Origin of the sequence: uncultured Chitinibacter sp., assembly GCF_945957625.1 — a bacterium.
GTDB lineage: Bacteria > Pseudomonadota > Gammaproteobacteria > Burkholderiales > Chitinibacteraceae > Chitinibacter > Chitinibacter tainanensis.
Window position 1 is genome coordinate 242,938 of sequence record NZ_CAMFLP010000001.1, and the last position, 12,270, is coordinate 255,207.

A 12,270-nucleotide genomic window follows, 5' to 3' on the forward strand; every position below is an offset into this window, starting at 1 on the left:
CCAGCGGCGAGATTACACCGCTTGATCATTGGTTTCACCGGTACGAATCCGCACTACATGTTCAACCGGGCTCACGAAAATCTTGCCGTCGCCAATCTTGCCAGTGTGGGCGGCTTTGATGATGCCTTCGATCGCGGTGTCGACTTGATCGTCTGATAGCACTACTTCGATTTTTACCTTGGGCAGGAAGTCCACTACGTATTCTGCGCCGCGATACAGCTCGGTGTGGCCTTTTTGACGGCCAAAACCTTTGACCTCGGTGACCGTGAGGCCGGAGATACCAAGCTCAGACAGCGCTTCGCGTACTTCATCGAGTTTGAATGGTTTGATGATGGCTTCAATCTTTTTCATGGCGTGCCTCAATGCATTGCAAGCGGGTTAGGGTTATCCGCGAGTATAAACGAGGCCCGCCACGCTTTGCCATGCGCACTTGCGTCAAGCGCAGCATTACCGCGACTCATGGAAAGATTTTTAACGCTATTGATTGTTTTTTTGCCAAGCATGCTCTATAGTGCGCACCTAGACATTTCAGTCGTTATTATCTGTAACGGCTTAAAAAGCGAGCGTGGCGAAATTGGTAGACGCACTGGATTTAGGTTCCAGCGCCGCAAGGTGTGAGAGTTCGAGTCTCTCCGCTCGCACCATCGAATTCTTTTCAAATTAAAGTTACATCCAAGTCTATGCCGGGTGGTTCCATCCGGAGCACCTGTGAGGATTACTGGTCATGCAAGCACAACTGGAAACTCTGAGCACGCTAGAGCGTCGCCTGTCTATTTCAGTACCACGCGACGAAATCAGCAAACAAGTTGACGCCCGCCTCAAGCGCGTTGCTAAAACTGCCAAGATCGACGGCTTCCGTCCAGGCAAAGCACCGCTGAAAGTGGTTTTCCAGAATTACGGTTTCCGTATTCAGGAAGAAGTGCTGGGTGAAACCGTTGAGCGTTCATTCGGTCAAGCTGTGGTTGAGCAAAACCTGCAAGTGGCAGGCTACCCACGCTTCGAGCCTAAAGAAGGTACTGAAGGCGGCGATTTCGAATTCGTAGCGACTTTCGAAGTATATCCAGAGGTGAAACTGGGCGACTTGAGCGGTGTTGAGTTGCAAAAGCCAACCCTGACTGTGAGCGATGCTGAAGTCGACAAAACCGTTGATATCCTGCGTAGCCAACGTACCCGTTACGAGCGCGTAGAGCGCGCTGCTGCTGAAGGCGATCGCGTAATCATCGATTTCAAAGGCGCGATTGATGGTGTTGAGTTTGCTGGCGGTGCCGCTGAAAACTATGCCTTCCTGATCGGTAAAGGTCAGATGTTGCCAGAATTCGAAGCTGGTGTAGTGGGCATGAAAGAAGGCGAGAGCAAAGACGTTACTGTGAACTTCCCAGCGGAATACCACGGTAAAGACGTCGCTGGCAAAACCGCCGTATTTGCAATCACGGTGAAAAACGTGGCTGCGGCCCAACTGCCAGAAGTTGACGCTGAATTCGCGAAGAGCCTGGGCATTGCTGATGGCGATGTGGCTAAAATGCGCGAAGAAGTGAAAGCTAATCTGGAGCGTGAAGTGCGTTTCCGTCTGAAAGCCCGCGTGAAAGAAACAGCGCTGAGCGCCGTGATTGATGCGACGCCAATCGAATTGCCAAAATCACTGGTATCGATGGAAATCGGCCGTCTGGTTGAAGGTGCGCAAGCGGATATGCAAGCGCGCGGCATCGATCCAAAAATGGTGCCATTCAACCCCGCTTTGTTTGAAGCCCAAGCTAAACGCCGCGTGCATCTTGGCCTGACTCTGTCTGAGCTGGTGAAAGCTGAAAAGCTGGAAGCTAAGCCAGAGCAAGTGAAAGCCATCGTTGAAGATCTGGCGCAAAACTACGAAGATCCATCTGAAGTAGTAGCTTGGTACTATGCGAGCCCAGAGCGTCTGGCTGCACCAACCAATATGGCGCTGGAAGATAACGTAGTTGACTTCGTGCTTTCAAAAGCCAAAGTTACAGAGCAAGCAATTGCATTTGACGAGTTGATGGGTCAGCAATAAGCTTGATCTTTCTATCTAGTCTGTGGAGATGTCATTGATGGATTTTGATCCGCACAATATTGGCTTGGTGCCGATGGTCGTGGAACAAAGCGGCCGAGGTGAGCGCGCCTACGATATCTATTCGCGTTTGCTCAAAGAGCGGGTGATCTTTTTGGTGGGCCCGGTCAATGATCAGATGGCGAATCTGATCGTGGCACAGCTGCTGTTCCTCGAGTCAGAAAATCCAGACAAGGACATCTCGCTCTACATCAATTCGCCAGGTGGCTCGGTAACAGCCGGGATGGCCATTTACGACACCATGAAGTTCATCAAGCCTGATGTTTCGACTTTGTGTGTGGGTATGGCGGCCTCGATGGGCGCATTCTTGCTGTCGGGTGGTGCCAAGGGTAAGCGTTTCTCGCTGCCTAATTCTCGCATCATGATTCACCAGCCCCTGATTGGTGGTTTGGCAGGGCAAGCTTCCGATATCGAGATTCATGCCCGTGAATTGCTGAAGACCAAACGGACTTTGAATGAATTGCTGGCTGAGCATACCGGCCAGAATCTCGAAACGATCGAGCGCGATACGGATCGAGATAACTTCATGAATGCTGAAGAAGCCAAAGCCTACGGCCTTGTGGATCAGGTACTGGTTTCACGAGCCGCGCTGGCAGGTTAACCAGTAAGTCAGACCCTAAAAGGCCGCCAGCAACCCTGGCGGCTTTTGTTTCTCTGAATGAATTAACGCGGAATTGGCTGTCTATGTCAGATAAATCCAACGATAAACTCCTGTATTGCTCGTTCTGCGGCAAAAGCCAGCATGAAGTGCAAAAACTGATCGCCGGCCCACAAGTTTTTATCTGCAACGAGTGTATCGAGCTTTGCACGGATGTAATCCGCGAAGAAGCTGCGCAGGTGACCGAGCTTGAGCCAACCACACCAAATGGCAAGCGTTTGCCACTGCCGACCGAAATTCGCGATGTGCTCGATCAGTATGTGGTCGGCCAAGAGCGCGCCAAGAAAATCCTCGCCGTGGCGGTATATAACCACTACAAACGCCTTTCAACCAAAGGGGTTGCCGGTGATGAAGTGGAGCTGGCCAAATCCAATATTCTGCTGATTGGCCCAACTGGCTCAGGTAAAACCCTGCTGGCGCAGACCTTGGCTAAAACGCTGGATGTGCCGTTTGTGATTGCCGATGCCACTACGCTCACCGAAGCGGGCTATGTGGGTGAGGACGTTGAGCACATCATCGCCAAACTCTTGGCGCAATGCGATTACGACGTCGAGAAAGCGCAGCGCGGCATCGTTTATCTGGATGAAGTGGACAAAATTGCGCGCAAATCAGAAAACCCATCGATCACCCGCGATGTATCGGGTGAGGGCGTGCAGCAGGCCCTGCTGAAGCTCGTAGAAGGTACTGTCGCTTCGGTGCCGCCACATGGTGGCCGCAAGCATCCGAATCAGGATATGCCAAAGGTGGATACCACCAATATCCTGTTCATTTGTGGCGGTGCGTTTGAAGGCTTGGACAAAATCATTCGCAATCGCTCGGTGAAGGGCGGGATTGGTTTTGGTGCTGAGGTAAATAGCAAGGACGATAGCAAATCAATTGGCGCACTGCTGCACGAAGTGGAGCCCGATGATCTGATTCGCTTTGGTTTGATTCCTGAGTTTGTTGGTCGTCTGCCAGTAGTGGCCACCTTGGCCGAGCTCGATGAAGCTGCGCTGATTTCAATTCTGACTGAGCCGAAGAATGCCCTGATCAAGCAGTACCAAAAACTGTTTGCGATGGAAGAAGTCGAGCTGGAAATTGGTGCTGAAGCCTTGCTTGCCATTGCCCACAAGGCGATGGAGCGCAAAACCGGTGCACGCGGTTTGCGCTCAATTGTCGAGCAAACGCTCTTGGATACCATGTTTGAGCTGCCGGCGATGGAAGGTGTTGCTAAAGTGGTTGTTACGCCGGAAGTGATTGCTGGTAAAGCTCAGCCTGAATACGTGCCGGTTGCGGCTGATTCTGCTGCAGTTTAATTCCTAAGCTAGACACCCAGCCTGAGCGTGCATCAGGCTGGGTGTATCTATTTTGTGGCGGGTGATTGAATAAACGCCCAAGAAGCCACATATTGAGTCTTATATCCCTGACTAGGTCATAAAACATGTCCGAGCATTCATTACTGCCTTCAGAAACGACTTCATTCCCAGTGTTGCCTTTGCGGGATGTGGTGGTGTTTCCGCATATGGTGATACCACTGTTTGTGGGACGCCCCAAATCGATCAAGGCACTCGAAGCTGCCATGGATTCTGGTAAGCATATTCTGTTGGTGGCACAGAAAAACGCCGCCAAAGACGAGCCAACCTTTGCGGACGTTTATCCGATTGGTACCGTCGCCACGGTGTTGCAATTGCTTAAGCTGCCAGATGGTACGGTGAAAGTGCTGGTTGAAGGGGTGCAGCGTGCCAAAGTGCTGGAGCTGGTTGACGACGACGGTTATTACCGCGTGGTGGCGATTCCGCAGGAGCCAGCTGCAGAAGACAGCAATGAAACCGAAGCCATGCGCCGCACCTTGCTGGGGCAGTTCGATCAATACGTCAAACTGAATAAAAAAATCCCGCCTGAGATTTTGTCATCGTTGGCTGGGATTGATACTGCCGGCCGTTTGGCCGATACCGTCGCGGCACATTTGCCCCTTAAGCTGGAGCAAAAGCAAGCCGTGCTGGAGATGGAAGATGTTGCCGAACGCATGGATCATCTGCTGAAGCAACTCGAAGCCGAGCTCGATATTCTGCAGGTAGAAAAACGCATCCGTGGGCGAGTCAAACGCCAGATGGAGAAAAGTCAGCGAGAGTATTACCTGAATGAGCAGGTCAAGGCCATTCAGAAAGAGCTGGGTGAGCTTGATGAGAGCGCCGATCTGGATGAGCTGGAAAAACGTATCAAAGCCGCTGGTATGAGCAAAGAAGCGCGCGAAAAGACTGAAGGCGAGTTGAAAAAACTGCGCATGATGTCGCCTATGTCGGCTGAAGCGACGGTGGTGCGTAATTACATTGATACCATTCTGGCATTGCCTTGGAAGAAAAAAACCAAGATCAGCAAAGACCTGACCGAAGCTGAAACCGTGCTAGATGCAGATCACTATGGTCTGGAAAAAGTAAAAGAGCGCATTGTTGAGTATCTAGCGGTGCAGACCCGCGTTGAAAAGCTCAAAGGCCCAATTCTGTGCTTGGTTGGGCCGCCAGGGGTGGGTAAAACCTCGCTGGGGGAGAGCATTGCGCGTTCGACCAACCGTAAATTCGTGCGCATGGCGCTGGGTGGGGTACGGGATGAAGCGGAAATCCGCGGGCATCGCCGCACCTACATTGGCTCTATGCCCGGCAAAATTTTGCAAAGCATGACCAAGGTGGGCGTGAAAAACCCGCTGTTCTTGCTGGATGAAGTGGACAAATTGGGTAGTGATTTCCGTGGTGACCCATCTGCTGCGCTGCTGGAAGTATTGGACCCTGAGCAAAACCATTCGTTTAGCGACCACTACCTTGAGGTTGATTATGATCTCTCGGATGTGATGTTTGTGGCCACCGCCAATTCGCTCAATATCCCGGCACCACTGCTGGATCGGATGGAAATCATCCGTCTTTCGGGTTACACCGAGGATGAAAAAGTGAACATCGCGCTGAAGTACTTGGTGCCCAAGCAGATGAAGAATAACGGCGTGAAAGAGGGTGAGCTGCAGATTAGCGAATCGGCAGTGCGCGACATTATCCGCTATTACACTCGTGAAGCCGGTGTGCGCAGCTTGGATCGTGAAGTGGCCAAGATTTGCCGTAAGGTAGTAACGGCTTTGTTACTGAAGCCAAGCGACAAAAAGATCGTCGTGAATGCCAAAAACCTGGAGAAATACCTAGGTGTGCGGCGTTTTGACTTTGGTATGGCCGAACAGCAAAACCAAATCGGTCAGGTGACGGGCTTGGCCTGGACTGAGGTCGGTGGTGAGTTGCTCACGATCGAGACAGTGAAATTGCCGGGTAAAGGCAAGATGATCCAAACCGGTAAGCTCGGTGATGTGATGCAGGAATCGATCCAGGCGGCACTCTCGGTCGTGCGTTCACGAGCGGTAAGCTTGGGGATTGATCCCGAGTTCTACCAGAAAAATGATATGCATATCCACTTGCCCGAAGGTGCCACACCAAAAGATGGCCCATCGGCGGGTATTGCCATCGCGACGGCGCTGACATCGGTGTTGACGGGTATACCCGTGCGTTGTGATGTGGCCATGACCGGTGAAATTACGCTACGCGGCGAGGTATTGCCCATCGGTGGGCTGAAGGAAAAACTGCTGGCGGCGCACCGTGGTGGCATCAAACACGTGCTGATTCCGGATGGAAATGCCAAAGACCTGAGTGAAATCCCTGATAACGTGAAACGAGGGCTTGCTATTCACCCCGTCAAGTGGTTTGATGAGGTGCTCAGCTATGCGCTGGAGCGACTGCCAGAAGCAGCGCCAGCCAGTACTGCCGGGGAAGAATCCTTGCCGGTAGCAAGCGTTGATACAAACCAACACAGCGTCAAGCATTGATTGACACTGATTTTGCGGTCTTGATATAAACATTAAGCAATCTACCAACCGGATTGGTCTAATCAAAATTGAAAGGGGATGTAAGTGAATAAATCGGAACTCATCGACGCAATCGCTGAATCAGCGGGCCTGTCAAAAGCCGCAGCTGGTAAAGCGCTGGATGCAACCGTAGAAGCGATCTCCAACGCGCTCAAAAGTGGTCAAGAAGTGACGCTGGTTGGTTTTGGTTCTTTCTATGTATCAGAGCGCGAAGAGCGCACTGGTCGTAACCCACGCACTGGCGAATCAATCAAGATCGCTGCGGCGAAACAGCCAAAATTCCGCGCTGGTAAATCACTGAAAGACGCGGTGCAGTAATTTTGTAGTCGGCAGTCGTCACAATGACAGACTCGCCAAGGAGTGGTAGTTCAGTTGGTTAGAATACCGGCCTGTCACGCCGGGGGTCGCGGGTTCGAGCCCCGTCCACTCCGCCAAAGCTCTAGGGCAAACACACTGTGTTTGCCCTTTTGTTTTCCCGCCAATCATTGCTTCTCTTACAGACAGGCTGCAAGCAATCTGGCATGATATGCCGCATGTAAAGCAGGAGTCGGTCTTCCATGTTTGATTTTGTACACAATAATAAAACCGCCGTGCAGGTGATCTTGGGGATGATCTCCGTAGGTTTGGTGGTTGGGATTGGTTTTAGCGGTTATGACGCGATGAGCCAAGGCGATAACTACTTGGCGAAGGTCGGCAAAACACCGATTACTGAGCGTGAATTGGCCGAGGCCATTGGTAATCAAGCGATTCCCAATGAAATGAAGCCAATGGTCGTTGAGCAACTCGTCCGCCAACATTTGCTCAGTGAGCAAGCCAACAAGCTGCGCCTCACTGTGCCGGATGCGGTATTGCGCAATGCGATTGCTGCAATTCCTGCTTTCCAGGTCGATGGCAAGTTTGACGCCAAACGCTATCAAGAATTGCTGGCCTCGCAGCAAATGTCACCAGCCCAGTTTGAAGAGAAAGTCAAAAAAGATCTGGTACTGCGCCAATTGATGGATGGCTTGATGCAGACTGGCTTTGCCTCGAATGCCCAACTGCAACGCTTGAATCAGCTGATGGGCGAAAAGCGTGAAGTAAACCAAGTCGTTTTGGCGCCCGCACAATATCTGGCTCAGGCGACCGCATCAGATGCTGAGATCAAGCAATATTACGATAGCAACCTGGCCAAGTTTAAAGCTCCTGAGCAAGTCAAGCTGGAATACGTGATTCTGTCGCAGAGTGATCTGGCGGCCACGCAAGCCGTGAGCGAAGAAGAAATCCAGAAATACTTCGAGGCGCACAAATCTGAATTAGCCAAAGAAGAACGTAAAGTCAGCCACATCCTTCTGAATGCCCCGAAGGACATGAAGGCTGATGAAAAAGCCAAAGTACGCCAGCAGGCTGAACAAATTTTGGCCGAACTCAAGGCCAATCCAACCCGCTTTGCTGAATTAGCCAAAGCCAAATCGCAAGATCCAGGCTCGGCTGCGAATGGCGGTGATTTGGGTTTCTTTGCGCGCGGTGCGATGGTAAAACCGTTTGAAGAGGCGGCTTTCAAACTGCAAAAGGGCCAACTCAGTGGCGTGGTTGAGACCGAGTTTGGCTTCCATATTTTGAAGCTGGATGACATCAAGGGCGCTACGCTAGCTGATCTGAAGCCGATGATCGAAAACAAGCTAAAAATGGACAAAGCCCAAGCCGCGTTCCAAGTGCAATCGGAGAAGTTTGGTGAGCTGGTTTACCAGCAAGCCGATAGCCTCAAGCCGGTGGCCGATGAGCTCAAACTCAAGATCGAGAAAAGTGATTGGCTGAGCCGTGAAGCGAGCAAAGATGAAGGCTTGAAAAACCCGAAACTGCTGGAAGCGATTTTCAGTGATGATGTGCTGAAGAAAAAGCACAATTCAGAAGCCATCGAACTGGCCAATGGCAAGCTGATTTCAGCCCGCGTGGTCGAGCACAAACCAGCACAAACTCAGCCTTTGGCCGATGTGAGTGCCCAGATCGCTGCGCAACTGAAAAACGAAAAGGCGCTGAAACTGGCGGCGGCTGATGGTCAGGCCAAACTCAAAGCGCTGCAAGCTGGCCAAGATGTGGCGCTGGCTTGGGGCGAGGTGCAACAGTTTAGCCGCCTAGCGGCTCCTGGCGTGGCGGAAGCTGATTTGAAGGCGATCTTCAAGGTGGATGGCAATCAAAAGCCGGCCTTCGTTGGCGCAGCAGTACCGGGTAAAGGTTATGTGCTGTATAAAGTGGGCAAAACCATCGCTGCACCTGAGCTCAGCCCACAAAACAAATTCCAGCTCGATGAAAATCTGGCCCGTATGTATGGTCAGGTTGAGATGAATGCGTATTTGGAAGCGCTAAAGAAAGAAATCAGCGTGAAATACAGCAAGCAATTCAGCAAAGCCGCCGAGTAATTGGCCGCTGACAAAAAACCCGGCCTAGGCCGGGTTTTTTATTGCCCAAGCGGGTGTGCTGGCTTGTAGATAAGCGCGAATTCCCTCGACCGCTTCTTCATGGCTGCGGATATGGGCCATACGGTGTGCCGTATCTGAGATCATGGCGTCATCAATCGGGCGATGCTCCACCGACGTTATCAGGCGCTTGCAAGCCGTGAGGGCATGCGGACTATTGCGCAAAATCTGCGCACACCATTGTTCGACTTGTTTCTGTGCTGTCGCATGATCAGGATGTACCTCATGGATTAATCCGATGCGCTGCGCTACCTCGCCGTTAAATTGCTCGCCGGTGAGGAAAAACCGTCGTGCTGCACTACTGCCGATTTTGTTAATCAGATAGGGCCCGTAGACGGCAGGGATTAAGCCTAGGCGGGCATCTGGTACCGCAAAACGACTGCGGGCTGTGGCCACGATCAGGTCGCAACAGGCGATCAGACCGCAACCCAGGCCAATGGCTGGCCCATCGACCAGCGCGATGGTCGGAAAGGGCAGGCGATCAAGGATGCGCAGCAAGCGGGCAATATTCAGGGCATCTTCAAAATTATGATCGGCACTGGCGCTACACCCTTGGGCAATCCAGTGTTCATCGGTTCCGGCGCAAAAATGCTGCGGGCCACCGCTCAAGATCAGCACTCGGGCCCGTTCATTTTGCCCTAGCGCTGTCAGCGTGGCGCTGAGCTCGGCAACCATAATTTCATTAATGGCATGACAGACTTCTGGCCGTTTGAGTTGCAGGCGAATTACGCCGAATTCGTCCATCGCACAGTCGATTGTGTCACTCATGACCATCCCCGCTTGGTAATCTGTGGCATTTGTTGCATTGCAACTATGGCTTGCATAGCCGGTTTAGTGCATATCCTTGGTTTTTGCCAGTGCGCTGCGGATGATTGGCGCGAATGAAGTGAAATTAAAGCGCTGGCTGATTGAGCATGACAGCTCAGGCGCGTAGAATTGAGCCCCTTGTGCAAGCCTTTGCCATTCCTTCCCGAGACTTCTGCATGCAAGAGTACATCCCGCATGATGCACCAAGCAGCGATTCGCGTAATCTGGCTGTGTTGATTTATATACTCACCATTTTTTGCCCCTTACTACCCGGCTTGGTGGGCTCTATCGCTAAAAAAGACGATCGCTTTGTACTGAGCGCTGCCCGTGAAACACTGAATTGGTCGATTTGTTTTTTGCTGGGCTCAGCGGCGATTTCGGTGCTGAATGGCGTGCTGTTGTTTATTCCGATTCTGGGCTGGCTGCTCATGGGGATCTTGTGGCTGGCGGTGGGTGCCTATTATCTGCTTGGCGTGGTGGGCTGCGTGCTGGGAGCAATGAATGCCAGCAAAGGGCTTGAGCATCGTTTTCCCTTTATTGTGCGATTGATTTCCTGATGAAATTGGCTGGTTTGGCCCTTGGCCTGCTCTGTGGCGCTGCGCAAGCGGCGTCCGTAGCGATCCCTTATGGTAACGGTAAACTCAAAGCTGAATTTCAGGCTGCCAATCGCTATGGTGCTCCGGCCGTCATTATTTTGCACGGCTGTGGTGGCCTGCTGAATAAAGAAGGTGATTTGGGTCTGCGCTATGAGCGCATTGCTAGCCAGCTGCAGGAACTGGATTTTGCGGTGCTAATCCCGCAGGCGAAAGCCGAACTTAGCTGTCAGCCCCAGCAGTTGGCCCGCCAAAAAGCGGCGATGAATGCGCGCGCCAACGAGTTAGCGGCCGCGATTAGCTGGCTAAAAAAACGTCCCCAGATCGATGCCAAGCGCATTGCCGTGGTGGCGTGGGATCAGGGCGCCACGGCGACACTGGCGCTGTTGAATCGTAAATCGCCGGGTATTCGTTCGGCCGCCTTATTTTATCCCGCCTGCAAGCCATTACTGGGGAGGGAGTATCGGGTCGCGGCGCCTACACTGCTATTGGCCGGCGAACACGATAATCTTACCCCGAGCGCCCATTGCAGCGAGCTGGCGCAAGCTTCAGGGCAAAGCCTCTTTCACGTGGTGACCTATCCGGGCGTGCGGCATGATTTTGATCTCAACCCCGAGCAGGCAAGCCGTGAAGCATTGAATCTGCCTCGTAATCATTTAGCCCTGGATGTTTTGGCCGATCCGGAGGCGGCCAGCGATGCCTGGCGGCGTACCTTTAAATGGCTCTCGCGCTGGTTTGATCCGGAACGCAGTATCGAGGGCGTGCCGCCGCGCAATTTGCCGGTGCCACATTAAGCCTTGATCCGACGCAGTAAATTATCCGCAACCGCTGTAAGCCTAGCCTAGATTGCTTTAAAATAAGCCCAGCTTAACGAGGAAGTAGCCCCATGAATGCATCTGATTTCACCGCTGTGCTGGCCAATGTAACCGGTGTTGCCGTTATCCCTTCTGCCGATCTATTTGATCATCACGGCGATGGTTTGCCGCTGGTCACCATTGAAAACGAACTGGGGCGTGCTACCTTGGCACTGCAAGGTGCGCATCTCCTGTCGTTTATCCCGGCTGGCGGTAAAGAGCTGCTGTGGGTGTCTCCACTGGCGAAATTCGCCGACGACAAAGCCGTACGTGGGGGTATTCCGCTGTGTATGCCTTGGTTTGGTGGCCATCCGGCCGGTTTGCCATCGCATGGCTTTGCCCGCACCATGGATTGGACTCTCGCCAGTGCCGAACAGCTGGCCAGCGGTGCAACCCGAGTGGTGCTGACTCTGGCGCATACTGCTGAAACCCTGCAGCAATGGCCGCATGAATTTAAATTCGAGCTGCAAGTGGATGTGGGCACTGAACTCACACTGACTTTGCGGGTCGATAACCTCAGCAATACCCCGGCACCGTTTACCTACGCCTTCCATACCTACTTTAATGTCGCGGACTATACCCAGTCGCCGATTCATGGGCTGGAAAATCTGACCTACATCGATACGCTTGGTGAAGTGCGCCGCCTTAAGCAAGAAGGTGTCTTGCAACTGAGCGGCAGTACTGATCGGGTGTATCTGGATGTGCCAGCGGTGCAAACGATTGTAGATGGCGACCGTTCGATCCAAATTACCAGCAGCGCGCACAGCGCCGTGGTGTGGAACCCAGGTGAATACGCGGTGCAGATGGCCGATGTGGGCGCCAATATGCAAGGCTTTGTCTGTGTTGAACGCGGTGATGTATTTGATAATGCGCTGGAGATTGCCGCCGGCGCGCGCTTTACCAGTACCATGACGCTGGCCGAAGTGCGCTAAACCCGCCGCATTTGCC

The 12,270-nt window shown here is 52.6% G+C and carries 11 protein-coding genes and 2 tRNA genes; 11 read left to right on the plus strand and 2 right to left on the minus strand.

The window, feature by feature from the left end; genetic code table 11:
- Positions 1 to 12 precede the first annotated feature (12 nt).
- Entirely contained in the window at positions 13 to 351 is a 339-nt protein-coding gene (locus QV747_RS01150) for a P-II family nitrogen regulator (RefSeq protein WP_028448814.1), read from the minus strand.
- A gap of 208 nt (positions 352 to 559) precedes the next feature.
- Here QV747_RS01150 and QV747_RS01155 point away from each other — a divergent pair.
- The 8 genes from QV747_RS01155 to QV747_RS01190 all read left to right on the plus strand — a co-directional run bounded on the left by QV747_RS01155 (position 560) and on the right by QV747_RS01190 (position 9,011).
- Positions 560 to 644, plus strand: a tRNA-Leu gene (locus QV747_RS01155).
- 80 nt (positions 645 to 724) lie between these two features.
- Positions 725 to 2,026: a trigger factor gene (gene tig, locus QV747_RS01160; RefSeq protein WP_028448815.1), complete on the plus strand. Its 1,302-nt coding sequence runs from the start codon at positions 725 to 727 to the stop codon at positions 2,024 to 2,026.
- 28 nt (positions 2,027 to 2,054) lie between these two features.
- Entirely contained in the window at positions 2,055 to 2,684 is a 630-nt protein-coding gene (gene clpP / locus QV747_RS01165; RefSeq protein WP_034618664.1) for an ATP-dependent Clp endopeptidase proteolytic subunit ClpP, read from the plus strand.
- A gap of 83 nt (positions 2,685 to 2,767) precedes the next feature.
- Entirely contained in the window at positions 2,768 to 4,036 is a 1,269-nt protein-coding gene (clpX, locus tag QV747_RS01170; protein WP_273428252.1) for an ATP-dependent Clp protease ATP-binding subunit ClpX, read from the plus strand.
- Positions 4,037 to 4,161: 125 nt separating this feature from the next.
- Positions 4,162 to 6,576 carry an endopeptidase La gene (lon, locus tag QV747_RS01175; RefSeq protein ID WP_273428249.1) on the plus strand — a complete coding sequence of 805 codons (2,415 nt, stop codon included), beginning with the start codon at positions 4,162 to 4,164 and terminating at the stop codon, positions 6,574 to 6,576.
- Positions 6,577 to 6,660: 84 nt separating this feature from the next.
- Positions 6,661 to 6,933 carry an HU family DNA-binding protein gene (locus QV747_RS01180; RefSeq protein ID WP_028448819.1) on the plus strand — a complete coding sequence of 91 codons (273 nt, stop codon included), beginning with the start codon at positions 6,661 to 6,663 and terminating at the stop codon, positions 6,931 to 6,933.
- Between the two features lie 39 nt (positions 6,934 to 6,972).
- Positions 6,973 to 7,049 (plus strand) — tRNA-Asp (locus QV747_RS01185).
- 123 nt (positions 7,050 to 7,172) lie between these two features.
- The gene (locus tag QV747_RS01190; protein ID WP_273428245.1) at positions 7,173 to 9,011 is read left to right on the plus strand and encodes a SurA N-terminal domain-containing protein; all 1,839 of its coding nucleotides are present in this window, start codon (positions 7,173 to 7,175) and stop codon (positions 9,009 to 9,011) included.
- Positions 9,012 to 9,035: 24 nt separating this feature from the next.
- On the opposite strand, the gene QV747_RS01195 is transcribed toward QV747_RS01190, so the two are convergent.
- Positions 9,036 to 9,836 (minus strand): enoyl-CoA hydratase-related protein, encoded by an 801-nt coding sequence (locus QV747_RS01195; protein WP_273428242.1) that lies wholly within the window; start codon positions 9,834 to 9,836, stop codon positions 9,036 to 9,038.
- A 215-nt stretch (positions 9,837 to 10,051) separates the two neighbouring features.
- On the opposite strand from QV747_RS01195, the gene QV747_RS01200 reads away from it, so the two are divergent.
- The 3 genes from QV747_RS01200 to QV747_RS01210 all read left to right on the plus strand — a co-directional run bounded on the left by QV747_RS01200 (position 10,052) and on the right by QV747_RS01210 (position 12,254).
- Positions 10,052 to 10,432 carry a DUF4870 domain-containing protein gene (locus tag QV747_RS01200; protein ID WP_273428240.1) on the plus strand — a complete coding sequence of 127 codons (381 nt, stop codon included), beginning with the start codon at positions 10,052 to 10,054 and terminating at the stop codon, positions 10,430 to 10,432.
- On the plus strand, positions 10,432 to 11,262 hold the full coding sequence (locus QV747_RS01205) for a dienelactone hydrolase family protein (RefSeq protein ID WP_273428237.1): 831 nt from the start codon (positions 10,432 to 10,434) through the stop codon (positions 11,260 to 11,262). Before QV747_RS01200 ends, QV747_RS01205 begins: the two co-directional genes overlap by 1 nt.
- Before the next feature lie 92 nt (positions 11,263 to 11,354).
- On the plus strand, positions 11,355 to 12,254 hold the full coding sequence (locus QV747_RS01210; protein ID WP_273428235.1) for a D-hexose-6-phosphate mutarotase: 900 nt from the start codon (positions 11,355 to 11,357) through the stop codon (positions 12,252 to 12,254).
- Positions 12,255 to 12,270: the final 16 nt, after the last annotated feature.

Bases quoted from the DNA above. Each gene is read 5' to 3' on its own strand.
- QV747_RS01150 (WP_028448814.1), bottom strand. From the start codon at position 351: ATGAAAAAGATTGAAGCCATCATCAAACCATTCAAACTCGATGAAGTA.
- tig (WP_028448815.1), top strand. From the start codon at position 725: ATGCAAGCACAACTGGAAACTCTGAGCACGCTAGAGCGTCGCCTGTCT.
- clpP (WP_034618664.1), top strand. From the start codon at position 2,055: ATGTCATTGATGGATTTTGATCCGCACAATATTGGCTTGGTGCCGATG.
- clpX (WP_273428252.1), top strand. From the start codon at position 2,768: ATGTCAGATAAATCCAACGATAAACTCCTGTATTGCTCGTTCTGCGGC.
- lon (WP_273428249.1), top strand. From the start codon at position 4,162: ATGTCCGAGCATTCATTACTGCCTTCAGAAACGACTTCATTCCCAGTG.
- QV747_RS01190 (WP_273428245.1), top strand. From the start codon at position 7,173: ATGTTTGATTTTGTACACAATAATAAAACCGCCGTGCAGGTGATCTTG.
- QV747_RS01195 (WP_273428242.1), bottom strand. From the start codon at position 9,836: ATGAGTGACACAATCGACTGTGCGATGGACGAATTCGGCGTAATTCGC.
- QV747_RS01200 (WP_273428240.1), top strand. From the start codon at position 10,052: ATGCAAGAGTACATCCCGCATGATGCACCAAGCAGCGATTCGCGTAAT.
- QV747_RS01205 (WP_273428237.1), top strand. From the start codon at position 10,432: ATGAAATTGGCTGGTTTGGCCCTTGGCCTGCTCTGTGGCGCTGCGCAA.
- QV747_RS01210 (WP_273428235.1), top strand. From the start codon at position 11,355: ATGAATGCATCTGATTTCACCGCTGTGCTGGCCAATGTAACCGGTGTT.